At 49.7% G+C, this 17,198-nt stretch carries 18 protein-coding genes; all 18 read left to right on the top strand.

Annotation, left to right across the window (positions count from 1 at the left end; translation table 11 throughout):
• Positions 1 to 53 precede the first annotated feature (53 nt).
• The 18 genes from LQE92_RS04340 to nikB all read left to right on the top strand — a co-directional run bounded on the left by LQE92_RS04340 (position 54) and on the right by nikB (position 17,185).
• Positions 54 to 1,295: an ABC transporter substrate-binding protein gene (locus tag LQE92_RS04340; protein ID WP_231061759.1), complete on the top strand. Its 1,242-nt coding sequence runs from the start codon at positions 54 to 56 to the stop codon at positions 1,293 to 1,295.
• Between the two features lie 110 nt (positions 1,296 to 1,405).
• Positions 1,406 to 2,287 (top strand): branched-chain amino acid ABC transporter permease, encoded by an 882-nt coding sequence (locus LQE92_RS04335; RefSeq protein ID WP_231061758.1) that lies wholly within the window; start codon positions 1,406 to 1,408, stop codon positions 2,285 to 2,287.
• 10 nt (positions 2,288 to 2,297) lie between these two features.
• On the top strand, positions 2,298 to 3,392 hold the full coding sequence (locus LQE92_RS04330; protein ID WP_231061757.1) for a branched-chain amino acid ABC transporter permease: 1,095 nt from the start codon (positions 2,298 to 2,300) through the stop codon (positions 3,390 to 3,392).
• Between the two features lie 20 nt (positions 3,393 to 3,412).
• Entirely contained in the window at positions 3,413 to 4,189 is a 777-nt protein-coding gene (locus LQE92_RS04325; RefSeq protein ID WP_231061756.1) for an ABC transporter ATP-binding protein, read from the top strand.
• Positions 4,183 to 4,890, top strand: coding sequence for an ABC transporter ATP-binding protein (locus tag LQE92_RS04320; protein ID WP_231061755.1), 708 nt, complete (start codon positions 4,183 to 4,185; stop codon positions 4,888 to 4,890). The genes LQE92_RS04325 and LQE92_RS04320 overlap by 7 nt, the downstream gene beginning before the upstream one ends.
• A 55-nt stretch (positions 4,891 to 4,945) precedes the next feature.
• On the top strand, positions 4,946 to 6,124 hold the full coding sequence (locus tag LQE92_RS04315) for a pyridoxal phosphate-dependent aminotransferase (RefSeq protein ID WP_231061754.1): 1,179 nt from the start codon (positions 4,946 to 4,948) through the stop codon (positions 6,122 to 6,124).
• Positions 6,125 to 6,361: 237 nt separating this feature from the next.
• The gene (locus LQE92_RS04310; RefSeq protein ID WP_231061753.1) at positions 6,362 to 7,534 is read left to right on the top strand and encodes a PucR family transcriptional regulator; all 1,173 of its coding nucleotides are present in this window, start codon (positions 6,362 to 6,364) and stop codon (positions 7,532 to 7,534) included.
• Between the two features lie 137 nt (positions 7,535 to 7,671).
• Positions 7,672 to 8,160, top strand: coding sequence for a deoxycytidylate deaminase (locus LQE92_RS04305; RefSeq protein ID WP_231061752.1), 489 nt, complete (start codon positions 7,672 to 7,674; stop codon positions 8,158 to 8,160).
• A gap of 117 nt (positions 8,161 to 8,277) precedes the next feature.
• Positions 8,278 to 8,763, top strand: coding sequence for an MGMT family protein (locus LQE92_RS04300; protein ID WP_231061751.1), 486 nt, complete (start codon positions 8,278 to 8,280; stop codon positions 8,761 to 8,763).
• Between the two features lie 450 nt (positions 8,764 to 9,213).
• Positions 9,214 to 10,368, top strand: a complete 1,155-nt coding sequence (locus LQE92_RS04295) for an MGDG synthase family glycosyltransferase (protein WP_231061750.1) — start codon at positions 9,214 to 9,216, stop codon at positions 10,366 to 10,368.
• On the top strand, positions 10,319 to 10,948 hold the full coding sequence (locus LQE92_RS04290; RefSeq protein ID WP_231061749.1) for a polysaccharide deacetylase family protein: 630 nt from the start codon (positions 10,319 to 10,321) through the stop codon (positions 10,946 to 10,948). The genes LQE92_RS04295 and LQE92_RS04290 overlap by 50 nt, the downstream gene beginning before the upstream one ends.
• Complete coding sequence (locus LQE92_RS04285; RefSeq protein ID WP_231061748.1) at positions 10,945 to 12,033, top strand: lysylphosphatidylglycerol synthase transmembrane domain-containing protein; 1,089 nt, start codon at positions 10,945 to 10,947, stop codon at positions 12,031 to 12,033. The genes LQE92_RS04290 and LQE92_RS04285 overlap by 4 nt, the downstream gene beginning before the upstream one ends.
• A gap of 53 nt (positions 12,034 to 12,086) precedes the next feature.
• On the top strand, positions 12,087 to 12,548 hold the full coding sequence (locus tag LQE92_RS04280; RefSeq protein WP_231061747.1) for an acyl-CoA thioesterase: 462 nt from the start codon (positions 12,087 to 12,089) through the stop codon (positions 12,546 to 12,548).
• Positions 12,549 to 12,563: 15 nt separating this feature from the next.
• Positions 12,564 to 13,151: a hydrolase gene (locus LQE92_RS04275; protein WP_231061746.1), complete on the top strand. Its 588-nt coding sequence runs from the start codon at positions 12,564 to 12,566 to the stop codon at positions 13,149 to 13,151.
• Positions 13,152 to 13,204: 53 nt separating this feature from the next.
• A complete protein-coding gene (gene mscL, locus LQE92_RS04270; protein ID WP_269141847.1) occupies positions 13,205 to 13,702 on the top strand; it encodes a large conductance mechanosensitive channel protein MscL in 498 nt (165 codons plus the stop codon).
• Positions 13,703 to 13,958: 256 nt separating this feature from the next.
• Positions 13,959 to 14,528, top strand: coding sequence for a DJ-1/PfpI family protein (locus tag LQE92_RS04265; protein WP_231061745.1), 570 nt, complete (start codon positions 13,959 to 13,961; stop codon positions 14,526 to 14,528).
• A gap of 67 nt (positions 14,529 to 14,595) precedes the next feature.
• Positions 14,596 to 16,194 carry an ABC transporter substrate-binding protein gene (locus LQE92_RS04260; protein WP_231061744.1) on the top strand — a complete coding sequence of 533 codons (1,599 nt, stop codon included), beginning with the start codon at positions 14,596 to 14,598 and terminating at the stop codon, positions 16,192 to 16,194.
• Positions 16,195 to 16,258: 64 nt separating this feature from the next.
• A complete protein-coding gene (nikB, locus tag LQE92_RS04255; RefSeq protein WP_231061743.1) occupies positions 16,259 to 17,185 on the top strand; it encodes a nickel ABC transporter permease in 927 nt (308 codons plus the stop codon).
• Positions 17,186 to 17,198: the final 13 nt, after the last annotated feature.

The following is a 17,198-nucleotide window of genomic DNA, read 5'->3' as shown; positions in this document are numbered from 1 at the left end:
CGAAATAAGTGTGTGTAGTACGCACTTATCATAAAAAAGGAGGAATAAAACTTATGAAGAAAGTAGTATCTTTGATGTTAGCACTTGTCATGGTATTTTCTTTGGCTGCCTGCGGCGGCAAAGATAAGGACGCTGACAAAGACAAGGGCAAAGAGACCACCGCTGCTGCAGATGGTTCTGAAGCAACTAAAGAAGAAGGCGGCGCGAGCGGTGATGCAGAAACCATTAAAATCGGCCTTTGCCAGCCTTTCACCGGCCCCAATGCGGTAGCAGGTGAATATTCCAGATACGGCGTTGACCTGGCTGTTGAGGAAATCAACAACGCAGGCGGCTTCGAAGTAGGCGGCAAGATGTATAAGATTGAAATCGTGGAAGAGGACAATGAAGGTAAGCCTGAGATCACCAACAATGCTTACAATAAGCTGATTGGCCAGGATAAAGTTGCTGCCATCATCGGACCCGACTCCAGCGGTCCCCTTATCTCTGCAGGCCCTCTTGCAACAGCTGCTAAGGTTCCGGCTATCGGCACCACTTCCAGCAACCCTGACTGTACGACCGTGGGCGGCGAGTATGTATTCCGTGCCTGCTGGATTGACAGCTTCCAGGCTGTAGTTTGTGCAAAGATGGCTCAGGAAACATTAAAAGCATCCAAGGTTGCCGTTCTTTACAGCAACGCTGATGACTATTCTTCAGGACTGGCTACCAACTTCAAGAAAGAATTTGAAGCGGCAGGCGGCGAAGTAGTTGCATTCGAAGCATATGCAGGCGCTGACGTAAAAGACTTCAAGGCTCAGCTGACCAATATCCAAAACTCTGGAGCAGAAGTTATTTTCCTTCCCAACCAGGCTGGTGAGCTTCCCCTTCAGATCAAACAGATTCGTGAAATGGGCATCGAAGCAGAAATCATGGGCGAGATGTCTTGGGATAACCCCAACGTACCCGAGCTGGCTGGAAATGAGAACGTAGAAGGATGCTATTTCATCTCTCTGTTCGCTGCTGACAGCACGGACCCCGTTTCTCAGGCTTTCACAAAAGCATTCCGTGAGAAATACAACAAAGAGCCCAACACTCAGTCCACTATGTCCTATGACTGTGTACAGATTCTTGTAGATTCCTTCAAGAGAGCCGGTAAGGTAGATGACAGCGCAGCTCTTAGAGACGCTATCCAGGCGACCGACATCAACCTGCCCAGCGGCCATCTTGTATACGATGAAAACAGAGACCCGGAAAAATCTGCCAATGTTATGATTTATAAAGACGGTGTACCGACCTACGTTTCTACAATCAATCCGTAAACCGTAAGAATTGGGGAGCGAGGCGCAAGTCTCGCTCTCGTCTTATGTAACGGGAGATAAAAGTTTTTCCAGGAGTGTATTCCTCCCATTTTTCAGAAAGAGGTGAAAATATGTCACAGTTTTTCCAGCTTCTCATCTACGGGCTCCAGCTGGGTACCATATATGCACTGGTGGCACTCGGATATACTATGGTATATGGAATCGTAGATCTGATTAACTTCGCCCACGGCGATTTCCTGATGCTGGGTGCCTATACGGCGTTTTTTGCGGCGCTTTTCGCAGGAGAAAATTTCGTGGTATGCCTGATCATGGCTATGCTGGTGGCCGGTGTCATCGGTGTGATCACAGACAGGATTGCTTATAAGCCCATGAGGAACCAGCCGAAGCTGTCAGCTTTGATCACGGCCCTCGGCGTATCCACATTCATTCAGAACCTTTGCAGGGCCCTGCCTTTCATCGGGCCTATCCCGAAAGCTTTTCCTACTCTGCTTCAAAGCAAGAGTATCAAGATTTTTGGCGTCACCTTTACAACGACTCAGATTCTTTTGATCGTCTTGGCTATCCTCCTGATGCTTGGTCTTAACTTCATTGTAAATAAGACGAAGGTAGGCCGGGGCATGCGTGCGGTTTCTCTGGACAGAGATGCGGCAGCTCTTATGGGCATCAATATCAACATGGTCATTTCCAGCACCTTCTTCATCGGCGCAGCACTGGCAGGCGCAGGCGGTGTGTTCTATGGAATCATGTATCCGACCCTGGAGGTCAGTATCGGCTCCTTCCTGGGCAACAAAGCATTTATTGCCGCAGTAGTCGGCGGTATCGGTAGCATTAAAGGAGCCATGTTCGGCGGAATCATCATGGGTATCGCGGAGATCTTTGCCACGAACCTCAACGCAGATGTGGGCTTTGGCGTGGCATATGCCATACTGATCGTGATCCTTCTTGTAAAGCCGGCCGGTCTGTTCGGCAAGCTGACAACAGAGAAAGTGTAGGTGATATCGGATGGGTAAGACAAAAGCAGTACAGTTGCAGAAAGATAAAAAATCCTATGTCAGCTACATTATGATTCCTGTTCTTTTCGTGGTGATCCAGATTCTTTACAGAACGGAGATCCTCAACTCTTATTGGTATCAGATCTTACAGCTGGCATGTATCAACGGCATCGTGGCCATGAGCCTTAACCTGATCAACGGTATGACGGGTCAGTTTTCCCTGGGCCAGGCAGGTTTTATGTCCGTTGGCGCGTATACATCAGCAATGTTGACGAAGCTGGTATTCCAGTCAGCCATGGGAAATCCGTTTGCCTCTTACGGCCTCTTTTTCCTGGCGCTTCTGATCGGCGCGGCGGTGGCGGCATTTATCGGTTTCCTGATCGGTATTCCCTCCCTTCGTTTGAAGGGCGATTATCTGGCCATCATCACACTGGGATTCAGTGAGATCATCCGCGTGCTGTGGCGTGTATTTCCTTTTTCCGGCAGGGCGAAGGGACTCAACGGCATCCAGAAGCTGAGTACCTTTCCAATCATTTTCGTAGCGGTGATCATCGTGATGATCCTGCTTCGTAACTTTACAAAATCCCGTTATGGACGAGGCTGCATCGCCATCCGTGAGAATGAGCTGGCGGCGGAGACCATGGGTATCAATACTACAAAAGCGAAGATTAAATCCTTTGTATTCTCCGCATTTATTGCGGGCTTGGGCGGAGGTTTATATGCCCATTTGATGATGTTCATCAATCCGGAGATGTTCAGCCAGGTGAAATCCACTGATATGCTGTTATTCCTTTATGCCGGCGGCGTGGGAAGCTACAGCAGCGCCCTTCTCGGAGCATTGATCTTTACAATGCTGCCGGAGTTCCTGCGCTTCATGGGTGAGTGGCGTCTCGTTATCTACGCGCTGATCCTGATCATCATCATGCTGAACCGGCCTAAGGGAATCTTCGGCAAGCATGAATTTGGTTTCATGAGATTCGGTGATAAAGAGAGCGCTCACCAGAAGGCAGATAACGGCGGATTAATTTCCTCCTTTGTAGAAAGACGGAAAGCAAAGAAACTGGCGCAGGCAGGCGAGAACAACGGCGGCGCCGGAAAACAATAAGGGAGAAAGGAGGAAACGACATGTCGTTATTAACAGCAGAAAATTTATCCATTGAATTCGGCGGACTGAAAGCAGTGCAGGATTTCAACCTGGAGCTGAGGGAAAACGAGCTTCTTGCTATCATTGGGCCAAACGGCGCCGGAAAGACTACGATCTTCAATATGCTGACAGGCATTTATCAGCCGACACATGGCACGGTAAAGCTGGGCGATCAGGTGATGAACGGCCTTCGCTCCAATGTGTTTACGGAGCATGGGATTGCCAGGACATTCCAGAATATCCGTCTGTTCGGCAGCGCAAGTGTGCTGGACAATATCATCATCGCCATGGAGCTGCAGGTTACCTATAACCTTGCCAGCGCGATTTTCCGGACCAAGAAATTCCGGAAACAGGAAGAAGATTTTAAAAACCAGGCTATGGAGCTTCTGAAGGTATTCCGTTTGGATGATAAAGCGGACTTCCTCGCGAAAAACCTGCCTTACGGCGAACAGCGCCGTCTGGAGATCGCGAGAGCCCTGGCTACCAGGCCTAAGATTCTTTGCCTGGATGAGCCGGCGGCTGGCATGAACCCCAGTGAAGTGGATGAGCTGGTGGGTCTGATCAAGGAAATAAGGGAGAAATTCGATATTACGATCATTCTCATCGAACACCATATGAACATGGTCATGGCCATTGCCGACAGAATCAAGGTAATCGACTTCGGCGTGACTATCGCTGAGGGCCTTCCTTCCGAGGTACAGAATGACCCGAAGGTTATCGAGGCATATCTTGGAAAGGAGGAAGAGGAATTATGTTAGAGGTCAAGAACCTGGTGGTAAATTATGGCTCCATCAAAGGCGTGGACGATATCAGCTTCCATGTGGATGAAGGGGAGATCGTTACCCTGATCGGCGCCAACGGTGCCGGAAAGACTAGTACTCTTCGTGCGCTCTCTGGACTGAACAAGGTAGGCACTATGACTTCTATTAAGTTCATGGGAGAAGAACTGACGAAGATGACGCCCCACCAGATTGTGGCGAAGGGACTGAACCATGTGCCGGAAGGAAGAAGGATCTTCTACAGCATGACGGTGAAGGAAAACCTGCTGATGGGAGCGTGGACTGATAAGGATGCGGCGACCATTAAAAAAAATATGGAACGGGCATATACGCTGTTTCCCCGTCTGAAGGAACGGGAGAGTCAGATAGGCGGGACATTGTCCGGCGGCGAGCAGCAGATGCTGGCAGTTGCCAGGGCATTGATGACCGGAGGGAAGATGCTTCTTTTAGATGAGCCCTCCATGGGACTCGCGCCCATTGTCGTAAGGGGTATTTTTGATATCATCCAGGAACTGCAGAAGGAAGGCATGACAATCCTTCTGGTGGAGCAGAATGCCAACATGGCACTTTCCATCGCCAACCGTGCGTATGTCCTGGAAACAGGCAAGATTTCTCTTGAGGGGCCTGCGGCCGAGATTAAGGCCAACGACCAGGTAAGGAAGGCATACCTGGGAGCATAAATAACAGACACAATATTGATCAGCCAAATTTTTATATAATAGGGGGTATCCGGCCATGAGTCGTGTATCAAAAACAGGAAAATGCGTAGATCGTTCTTCTATCCGTATTTTCTTAGAAAAACAAAACAAAATTGCGGAGTCTTGTGACGATATGATTTCGTTCACCATTGGTGAGCCTGATTTCCAGACGCCGCCGAACATTGTGGAAGCGGCTATCCAGGCTCTTTCCGAAGGAAAGACGAAGTATGCGCCCAACTCAGGCATTCCTGAGCTGCGGAAAGCAATCTCCGAGGATCTGGAGAGGACCCATGGTGTCCACTATGATCCGGAAACGGAGATTGTCATCACCCCCAGCGGAATGGATACGCTGCGTCTTGCGGCCATGGCCATCCTGGATGATGACGAGGAAATGATCGTAAATGATCCCTGCTGGGCAAATCATCCGAATCATTCCAAAATCGCACACGGCAAGCCGGTACTGGTTCCGGTCCATGAGGAAGATAATTTCTTCTACAACCTGGAGGAGCTGGAGAAGTATGTAAATGAGAAGACGAAGGCGATTCTTCTGAATTCCCCGAACAACCCCACCGGCGGCGTGATATCCCATGAAGCGCTGTGTGCATTCTGTGATTTCTGCAAGAAGCATGATTTGCTGGTGATCTCCGATGAAGTATACTATAACATCATCTTCGACGGACTTAAATTCTACAGTCCAGCTATGATAGAGGGGATGAAAGACAGGGTGATCATTTCTCAGTCCTTCTCCAAGACCTATGCGATGACGGGGTGGAGACTCGCTTATGCGGCGGGGCCGGCCGATATCATTGAAGCGATCGGGAGACTCAATGAGAACTCTATTTCCTGTGTGAATACCTTTGTTCAGTGGGCAGGTGTAGAAGCGATCAAAGGGACCAGGAAATACATAGACTCCATGGTAAAGGAATTTGAGAACCGGAGAAACATCGTTTACGAAGGAATCAACGCCATTGACGGACTTTCCTGTGTGAAGCCCCAGGGTGCGTTCTATGCATTCGTAAATATCAAGAAGACGGGACTCAGCGCTGAGGAATTTGCAACGAGGCTTTTGGAAGAAAAGCATGTGGGCATGGTTCCCGGCACAGGATTCGGTGCTTCCGGAGAAGGCTTTGTACGTCTTTCCTATGCGACCTCCACGGATAATATCCGGGACGGCATCAAACGGATGGGAGAGTTTGTGGAAAGTTTAAAAAAATAAGAAGAGCAGCTGGTACGAACTAGTTCGTAGATGCTTGCTAAAAGCTCTGCAAAGCATGGGGCGGAATTCCATTGATTCCGTCCCATCACTGTGCAGGGCTTTGTGGTATGTTGAAGGAAAACATATTTTTACTGGAAAAATCTTACGGGGGGAACGGGCTTGAAAAGGGGATGTTTTCTTAGTAGACTAAGAGTAGCATCCTGTTCAGCCGTAAAAAACGGAGGAGAGTGATAAATCATGCCGATTACGGTAAAAGAAATCATGCAGCTGAAGGAATTTCAGAATTTCACCTTGATTGCCGGGCGTGAGGGGGAAGGAAAAGAAATCATGAACATTGGTATCCTGGATTATGAGTATGCCAATGAAGATCCTGATCTGGAACGGCTCTGGGCTTTTGGAAAGAATGCGTTTGTGATTTCCAGTCTTTTGTTTGCAAAAGACCATCCGGAACGGATCTTATCGGCGATCAAAGGCTTGTGCCGGGACGGAGTGGCTGCGCTGGCCATCAAGACAATCTATTATGAAACACTTCCTCAGGATGCCATGGACTATGCCAATGAACATAGGCTTCCAGTCTATACTTTTGGACGGGACGATGCCTATTTTCAGGATATAGCGGTGATCATCCGGACAAAGATGGAAGAAAGAGACGATACGGAGCTGCTGGAGCAGAAGATTGGCCTCCTGGTCAACGATAACCTGAGCGTGGCAAATGTCCGGAGCCTGTCCCAGGAAATCCTGCCTGAGGGAGGATACCGGCAATACCTGTCAATTTACTGCAATGCGAAGTCTCTGTCGGAGAGTATATACTATGTACGTGCTTTTAATGAACTGAGGGACAGACTCGGCAAACGGGATGCGGCTTTTCGGTTTCGCAATGGTTATCTGATCGTGATGGACATGGAGGAACGTCAGATAAAGGGGGATCTGGCGGGAACAGTCATGAGAAATCTGTCGCTGAAGCAGGAGGACTATTTCGTCGGCATCGGGACCATACACGACAGCATGGATGAGGTCAGCATTTCCATGCAGGAAGCGCTTTATGCCAGCCAGTACGCGAAGCTTTTGGGGGAAAGCTCTGTGTGCTTCCAGCAGATGGGGATTTATCAGATCTTGCTTCCCTACTGCAGAAGTCCCTGGATGGAACAGTACTGCAGGAATATCTTGGAGCCAATTTTGGACTTTGACCGGCAGTATGATGGGGAACTGTTTCAGACAGCGCTTCTTTATGTTAAGCTGAACGGCGACGTAGAGCAAGTGGCTGCTCAGCTCCATCTTCACAAAAATACCATCCGCTACCGGATGAGCCGGGTGCGGGAGCTGATAGGCGCGGACGGAGACGCCCGATTTGACGAGCAAATCTCCATTGCATTCCGCACCTACGAAATACAGAGGGATATTTCCCAGTGAAACAGGAGAAAGGGAAATATGCACTGCTGAAGAGGTGAAACGGAGCGCCGCGAGGTCAAGGAACTTCGCATGACACCTATGGATCAGGAGGTTACAGCGGTCTGCATCTGTCATACGAACAGGTGAGAGGAGCGGTTATGAAACGTAGAGATAAAGTGAACTATTATCTGGATCTGGCGGAGATGGTTTCACAAAGATGTACTTGCCTTCGGCGTCATTATGGCGCGGTCATTGTCAAAAACGATGAAGTCATTTCCACGGGTTATGTGGGGGCGCCCAGGGGAAGAAAAAATTGTACCGATGCAGGAGCCTGTATCAGAGAAAAGCTGTCCGTACCGAGAGGAGAACGGTATGAGCTGTGCCGGAGTGTCCATGCGGAGGCCAACGCCATTATCAGCGCATCCCGGGATAAGATGCTTGGAAGCGCACTTTACCTGGTAGGAGTTGAGGCAGAGAGCGGGGAGTACGTGAAAAATTCCAGCAGCTGTTCCATGTGCAAGCGCCTTATCATCAATGCGGGGATTGAGCGGGTATACATACGCGATACTAAGGACGAATACCGGATGGTTTATGTTTCCGAATGGGTGGAGCAGGATGAGTCCCTGGAGGGTGTGTTCGGCTACTGAGAGCGGCATAAGCTTTATCAAAGAGACTAAAAAACTGAGCGAATTTCCATAAAAAACAAAACCGCCTCATTGCAGGAAACTTTTAAAACGTATATGCTTTTAAAAGGAGGTGCTGATATGGCGAACGAAGATAAAAAAGATTTTAATGCGATGCTCCATAAGGACTCAGGGATGCCGAAGATACAGATCATCACCGATGAGGCTGCGGTCAAAAAATATGGAGGAGAGAAAATGTACTTTGCTCCTCCGATCGATTACGACAAGATCATGAAAAAGATTCCCTGGGGAAGGGTCGCCACGGTGGGGATGATCCGGGAATATTTTGCTGAAAAGAACCATGCGGATTTTACAGATCCGATCACGGCAGGGATCTTTGTCTCCATAGCAGCATGGGCGAGTTTTCAGCGGGAGGAGGATGAGACTCCGTACTGGAGAACGCTGAAAGCCGGCGGAGAATTGAATCCCAAATATCCAGGCGGAGTTCAGGCTCAGAAGGAAAAGCTGGAAGCAGAAGGACATACCATCCTGCAGAGAGGCAGGAAAAATATAAAATATTACGTCAAGGATTATGAAGAGAGGCTCTGCCCGTTAAGGAAACTTTGAGGAAAAATGAACCTGAGTATATACATGCGATCATGGCACCAGACAGATAATGTTGTCTGGTGCCTTATTACATGATACTAAATACTTTTTGGAATCATTTATAGTTAGCTCCGATCAAGCTCCGGTTAAACACCGGCAGAAGTTCCGGACCGTCACGATTTCGGTTCGCTGGCGATGCAGGGGTGTTAGCAGGATCTTCCCGGCCGCAGGAGATTCCTGGAAAGTAGAGAATTTATAGAGAAGTTTATTGTAGAATCAAAGTCAAGCGAAGAGGGATTTCTCTGCTGCTGGCGGGGAAAACAGGAGATGCCGCCGGGAAAATGTGACGGCTTAGTAACAAAAAAGTGACAGAATTGTAAGTTGTATATACATTGGTAAAATGCTATAACAGTTATAATGCGGATTAAAACAGAGTTTGGAATCAAATGGATCTGATATAGGGGGAGAATCATGAAGGTCGTTATTTTAGCGGGCAAATTCGGAATGGGACATTATCAGGCTGCCCGGGCAGTATTGGAGCAGTTAGAAAAAGAGTACGGAGATGTCCAGGTGGAAGTGGTGGACTGGATGGAATACATCTTTCCGCAGCTTTCTGGTATGATATATAAAACATATGCCGCGATAGTAAATCACTGTCAGTGGTATTACAATCATCGCTATTCCCGGCTGGAAAACGCAGAGATCGATCAGAGGCCGGAGGTGGCTTTGGCGGGCCGGTGGGGGGTGAGCCGGCTCCTGAAGGAGAAAAAGCCGGATATTCTCATCGCAACATTGGCGCTCTGTGCGAAGACCGTTTCTTCTTATAAAGAAAAACACAGATGCCAGGTGCCGCTGATCACATGTGTCACCGACATCACAGGCCATTCGGAGTGGATAAACAGGCATACGGATGCTTACATGGTCGGTTCGGAGAAAGTAAAATATGAATTTATCCGAAAAGGCGTGCCCAGAGAAAAGATATTTGTAACGGGCATTCCGGTTCGGCTGGAGTTCCATGAAAAGCTGAGAACAAAGAATGGATACGGAAATGGCTGTAAAAAAAGGAGAAAGCTGCTTCTCATGGGAGGAGGACTGGGGCTTCTGCCCCACGACCTGTCATTTTATGAAGCGTTGGACCGGATGCCAGGGGTGGAAACAACGCTGATAACCGGCAGTAACCAGGCTTTGAGGAGACGCCTGGAAGGGAGATTTCCGCACATTCAGGTGCTCGGTTATGTCCAGAACATATCGGATCATCTGAGGGATTCAGACCTGGTGGTGACGAAGCCGGGAGGCATCACTGTATTTGAAGCGGTGTCGGTGGCGACGCCTGTGGCGGCTCTGAACCCGCGGCTTAAGCAAGAGGTGTATAACGCAGTATATTTAGAGGAAAACCGGCTGGGAGAAGTGATCTGGGGAGATGCAGAGGAATGTCTGGACCGGCTGGAGGCTCTGCTGTCAGACAGCAGGAAGCTGGCGTACTATAAAATGCAGATGCGCCGTCTGCAGCACAGGCTTGATTATCATGGAATATCAGAAGTGATCGATTATGTGATCCGGGAGGAAATGAATCGTTATGCGGCAAAACACAGGAAACTGCGGGGGGCGGTTGGTTTTAACATTTGATGACGGACCTGACAGACGGTATACGGGAACTCTTTTGGATCTGTTAAAAAAAGAGCAGATTCCGGCGGCGTTTTTTGTGGTTGGGAATCATGCGGCAAAAGAACCGGAGCTGGTACAAAGGATGGAAGCAGAGGGACATATTGTAGGCAGCCATTCCATAGAACACAGGAATGCTCTTATTTCTACATACAACTATATGAAACGGGACTTTGAAGCCTGCCGGATGATTCATATGGAGCTTCTGGGCAGACCGCCGCGCTATTTTCGCCCACCGTGGGGAATACGGAACATGTTCACAAGAAAATTTGTAAAAGGGCAGGGAATGAGAATGGTACTGTGGGATGTGATGGCGCAGGATTGGCGGGCGGATGCTTCGACAGTTGGAATCGCAAAAAAGCTGAGGGAACGGGTGTCGGACGGAGCCATAATCTGTCTTCATGATGCTGGAGAGGACACAGGAGGCGCGGCCGGAGCGCCTCTGAAAACTATTAAAGCTCTTGAGCTGGCCATCCCGGACCTGAAAGCCTCGGGTTATCATTTTATCAGTTTGGATGAGTATTTTGCAGGAGCTGCTTTATGAGTAAGACAGGTACGGACAAGACAGAGAAGAAAACTGGATATGGAAAAGGTATTTTGCTGCTGCTCCTTCTGACGGCAGCCACCGTGTTCGTACTGCTGAGGGGATACCGCATATCCGATCTGTGGGAGGCGCTGAGTCAGGCCGACGGGCGGTGGCTGCTTCTCGGCCTTTCCTGTATGGTTTTTTTTGTAACCTGTGAGGCGGTGAATATCCGGATGATCATGGGGGCTCTGGGAAAGAAAGTATCGTTCCGGAACTGCGAGCAATACGCGTTTATCGGCTTCTATTTTAGTTCCATCACCCCATCCTCCAGCGGCGGCCAGCCGATGCAGGTCTATTATATGAAAAAGGACAGGATATCCATTGCCGACTCGTCAGCGGCAATTTTGTTTATTGTTCTGGTGTATCAAATAGCCATGCTGCTGTTCGCGGGGACTATGGCGGTATTCCATCCAGCCATGGCGGGTGAGGCGGCCGGCCATCTCAAATATCTGCTGCTCTATGGAGGTCTTGTGAACGGATTGATGGCCGGGTTCCTGGCCTTTATCATGTTATCGAAGAAGACTGTGACACGGATTCTGGGGTGGCTGGTTCGTTTGGGAGCCAGTCTTCATCTGATAAAGAACCGGGATCAGGCAATGGAAAAGGTGAACGCCGAAATCGGAGAATACCATCAAAGCACCATGATCATGAAAGGAAATCCATTCTTGTTTTTGCGGGTGCTTGCGGTGACACTTCTGCAGATGGGAGCGTTGTCCTCTGTGCCTTACTGCGTATACCGGGCGCTGGGATATATCGGGACTGGATGGGGCTCCGTGATGACTGTGCAGTCGATCCTCACGTTATCCGCGTCGGCCGTTCCTTCTCCAGGAGCTGTAGGGGCGGCAGAGGGCGGCTTCCTATGGGCTTTTCAGACGATCTTCCCGAAGGAAGCAGTTAAGACGGCTATGGTGGTTAGCCGGGGGATCAGTTTTTACCTATTTTTGATCTTGAGTTTTGCCGTCTGTGCTTTTGTGCAGATCCGAGTGACCAGAGCGGCGGTCCGGAAAAAGAAGTCCGTTGACGGACAGCCTGGAATGGAGTAAGATAAAAGCGAAAGAAGCAGCATGTAACAGGTGCGGAGGCAGATAAATACGTTATGGATTACAGAATATACGAAAAGCGGGCGCAGTACTATGAGACAGACCAGATGGGAGTGGTTCATCATTCCAATTATATCCGGTGGTTTGAGGAAGCGAGGGTGGATTTCCTGGAGCGTGCCGGAGCCGGATACAGGGAGATGGAAGAGATCGGAGTCATCAGCCCTGTAGTATCGGTGTCCTGTCAATATAAATCCATGGTGCGCTTTCATGACCTGGTGGAGATAGAACTGAAGATCACTTCATACAACGGTGTTAAGCTCTGTCTTGCCTATGAGGTGAGGGATAAGGATACCAGAGCGGTACGCTGTACGGGTGAGAGCAGTCATTGCTTTTTAGGAAAAGAGGGAAAGCCGATTTCTTTAAAAAAAGACTATCCCAAGTATCACGAATTGCTGGCGGAATGGACACAGGTATTCAAGGACAGAGATAAAAAAGCAGAATATGTGGAAGACAAATGACAGGAGGCGGTTTGGATGGAAACGAAACTGACGAGGGATGAGGCTCTGGAGCTCTTGAAGAAATATAATAAGGAGCCTTTTCATATTCTCCATGGACTGACGGTGGAGGGCGTTATGCGCTGGTATGCAAAGGAACTGGGATACGGAGAAGAGGAGGATTTTTGGGGAATCGCCGGACTTCTTCATGACATTGATTTCGAAATGTATCCGGAGGAGCATTGTAAAAAAGCGCCGGAGCTTTTGGAGGACGGAGGCGCGGAAGCAGGGCTGGTCCATGCGGTATGCAGCCACGGATACGGTCTTGTCACCGATGTGAAGCCGGAACATTTGATGGAAAAAGTGCTGTTTGCGTCGGATGAGCTGACCGGGCTGATCGGAGCGGCAGCCAGAATGAGGCCTTCTAAAAGTGTGATGGACATGGAGGTGTCAAGCCTTAAGAAGAAGTTTAAGGATAAGCGTTTTGCAGCAGGCTGCTCCCGGGAGGTAATAAAAGAAGGGGCGGATATGCTCGGCTGGCCCTTGGAGGAGCTGATGGAGAAGACCATACTCGCCATGCGTTCCTGCGAGGAGAGTGTAAATCGGGAAATGGATATGATAGAGTAAGTGAGATGAGGCGCGCCTGGAACGGCGCGGAAAATACGCAGGAGGGGACTGCTATGGCGAAAGAGAAGAAAAAGGGCATCATAGGAGAGTTTAAAGAATTTATCATGAGGGGCAATGTGATGGATCTGGCGGTAGCCGTGATCATAGGCGGGGCTTTCCAGAAGATCATCACATCCCTGACCAATGACATCATCATGCCTGTGATCACGCTGATCACAGGAGGTCTGGATTTCAATAACTGGTTTATTTCACTGGACGGGAGCCACTATAAGACGCTGGCCGCGGCACAGGAGGCAGGGGCTGCGACCTTCAATTATGGGTCGTTTATCACGGTAGTCCTGGATTTCCTGATCATGGCCTTCGTCATTTTTATGATGGTGAAGGGAATGAACGCTTTGGCCGCGCGGATGGTTCCGAAAAAGGAAGAGGCGCCGGCAGAGCCTGTTACCAAAAAATGTCCATTTTGCAAGAGTGAGATCGACATGACCGCGAGCAGATGTCCTCACTGTACTTCTGAGCAGCCGGATATGGAATCGGATACGGAGGAATAGCTTCCTCTGCCGGATATCCGGGGCATAGGGATAGAAAACACGGTGAAAAGCAAAGAGAGCCTTATATTCTAAGGCTCTTTTTTTTATGAAAAAATAACCGTGGGGGCGGCTTGCAGAAAGAAAAACGGTCCGTTATCATGAAGATGTTTTGAATGACTCCCACCATAAGTATATTTCATGCCGGAGAGCCCGAAAGACTCGGCGTCAGCCGGCCTTCGGGCTTTTTGCCGGAGCTTTGGGAAATCAGGAGGAAAAAATGGATGTAAATGTGATCTTATATGATGATTTTGAGACGATGGACGCCTTTTTGCCGGTCAGCATTTTAGGCTGCCTGCCGGGAGAATTTCATATCAATTACCTTTCCATGGGAGGTGATATCGTGAACAGTTCCCAGGGAGTCAAGGTCTGGACCGAGTTTTTGGAGCCGGAGCAGATAAAGGGAGCTGTGCTGATTCCAGGAGGAAAAGGGGCCAGGAGAGTGCTGTATCGGGATCAAAAGCTTCTGGAATATCTGAAACGGGCTATGGAACGGGCGGATACCTGCCTGATGGCCGGAAACAGTTCTACGATGCTGGCTCAGACCGGGCTTTTGTACCGGCGTCTCGTGGCGGACTGCCATGTGGACGAGAACTGGAAGCGGATGTTCACGGCGGAAGTCAAATGGACGTCCGGCGTCCGGTGGATCTCCGACGGAAAATATTATTCCTGCTCCTCGGACGGGGCCATTTCGGACATGATCCTGGGATATATCGCCGACGTACTGGATGTGGATATGGCGGAATATGCCGCGGAGAAGCTGGCCCTTTTGTGGGAAGAGGAAGAATGAACTGCTGAGAAAACAGAAAATAAAAATTAAAAGGAGGAGAGGGGATTATTATCCCCCAAAAAGTACCATGAACAAAAGACTGAAAAAAATAACTGCGGCGGTGCTGTCCCTGCTGCTGGTCCTGGGGCTGGCCGCCTGTGGGAACGCAAAGGATGACGGAGGAAGTACGAAATCCGGGCAAGATAAGACCACAGCGGAAACGGAAAAAGAGACAAAGGTTATGAATTTTGGCTCGACCGGATATTTTGCGGCGGAAACCATGGATCCGGCCAATGGCTGGGACGGCTGGTACATGACTTATGACGGGACGATGGAGACTTTGTTCCGTCTGGATGAGAGCTGTTCGCCGGTGGAATTTTTGGCGGAGGCCTATGAAAACGTGGATAATCTCACCTGGAAGTTTACGCTCAGAGATGATGTTACGTTTCAGAACGGGGAGAAGATGACGGCGGACGCGGTAAAGAAATGTTTTGAACGCACCTATGAAGTCAGCGACCGGGCGAAGGAACAGATTCCGGTGGAATCCATAGAGGCGGACGGACAGGTCCTGACCTTTCATCTGGAGAAGGAAAATGTGACGCTCATCAATGATCTGACGGATCCGCTCTGGAGCGTATACGATTCGGAAAACAGCAATTTTACAGACACTTTGTATGCCACCGGCCCTTATATCATCACCGAATTTGAGCCGTTCAAGGAGACGGTCGTGAAAAAATATGAAGGCTACTGGGGCGGAGAGCCGAAGCTGGATGAAGCGCATCTCATCACCATAAACGATACGGAGGCGCTGTCCATGGCTCTCCAGAGCGGAGAAATCGATATGGCGGTAGCTATGCCCACATCGGCCATATCTATGTTCCAGGATAACGCGGACTATGTAGTAGATGCTGTGACGACCTCCAGAGGAAACAGGATGTACTATAATATGGACAGACCGGCGCTGAAGGAAGAAGTAGTCCGGCAGGCAATCTCCATGTGCATCGACCGGGAAGGCGTGGCAGAAAGTATTTATAACGGTATGGCGGCCCCCTCTTATGGCATCTTCCCGGAATTCTTACCTTATGGAGGGACAGAGGGACTCGATCTGACCGTGACGATATATGATCCGGACGGAGCAAAGGCGCTTCTGGCGGAAGCAGGCTGGAGCGATAGCGACGGAAATGGGACGCTGGATAAAGATGGCGTCGAACTCGAGCTTCGCGCTGTCACCTTCAGTTCCAGAAAAGAGCTGGGACAGTTCTTGGAACTCCTGCAGTCGGAGCTTTCCGGCATCGGGATCAAGCTCACCGTGGACGTAATGGAAAACACCTCGGATGTACAGGCTTCCGGCGAATATGATCTGGATTGCGAGACCGGGGTCATGGTACCCACGGGAAATGCCCAGTATTTCTTTAACATGATGGCGGTATCGGGGGGCAGCTCCAACTGGTCACACTACTCCAATCCAAAGCTGGACGAGCTGGCTCAGACACTGGAAAAGACTTCTGACGAAGGAGAACGGACTTCCCTTATCCGTCAGATGGTACAGATGATCCTGGATGACAATGCCCTGACGATCTTTAACCATCAGAAGATGACGAATATCTACTCCAAGAATGTGACCGGATACCGTACACATCCTTCTGAGTATTATCTGCTGGATGTCAACATGGATATCAATAAATGATCTGAATGAACCAGAAGAGCGGCGCAGTCCTGCTGCGCCGTTTGTTCTGTCAGGAGGAATACGGATGATCAAATTTCTGGCGAGAAAGACTGGGATGCTGATACTCATTTTTATTGGGATCACGTTCCTTTCTTTCTGTCTTACCTATTTGTCTCCCAGCAATCCGGCTGAGATTAAATTGAATAAAACCGGAGTACCGCCCACGGAGGAGCTGTTGGAGCAGACCAGGGAAGAAATGGGGCTGAACCGTCCTTTGCTGGTCCGATACGGGGATTGGCTCTTTGATATGATGAAAGGAGATATGGGGACATCCATCCGAAATGGGAAGCCGGTGGTCTCTGAGCTGAAAAAAGCACTGCCCCAGACCGCCGCGCTGACGCTGGTCTCCATGGCTGCGGTCCTTTTGATATCCATACCTTTCGGAGTACTGTGTGCCAGATTCAAAGACGGGCCCTTTGATATCGCCGTCAGATTTGTCACATATCTGTTCGCCTCCCTTCCATCTTTTTTCCTGGCCCTTGTTTTTTTGTATCTGTTCAGCGTGAAGCTGGGGTGGTTCCCGGTCATTGCCCCAAAAGGAATCAGGGGGATTATAATGCCGGCGCTGGTATTGGCGCTCACTTTGAGCGCCTGGTATATCCGGCAGGTCCGTACGATCGTTTTGGACGAATTGTCAAAAGAATATATAGCCGGATCGAGGGCGAGGGGAGTTCCTGAAAGGGAGATCCTGTTTTCTCATGTTCTGAGAAACGCCATGCTGCCGATCACTACGCTGGTCGGGGTTTCTCTGGCCGGAATGCTGGGAGGGACTACCATCGTGGAAAATGTATTTTCCTGGCCGGGTCTGGGGCAGTTGGCCATGGAGGCCATCACGGCCAGGGATTATCCGGTCATTCAGGGCTATGTGGTATGGATGGCTCTCATATTCCTGCTGGTGAATTTCCTGGTGGACTTGTCCTACGGATGGATCGATCCAAAGGTCAGAAGATGAGCGGGGGGAAGAA

Source organism: Lientehia hominis, from assembly GCF_021044755.1.
Taxonomy (GTDB): Bacteria; Bacillota; Clostridia; order Lachnospirales; family Lachnospiraceae; genus Lientehia; species Lientehia hominis.
This window is presented reverse-complemented; position numbering and strand designations above follow the sequence as displayed.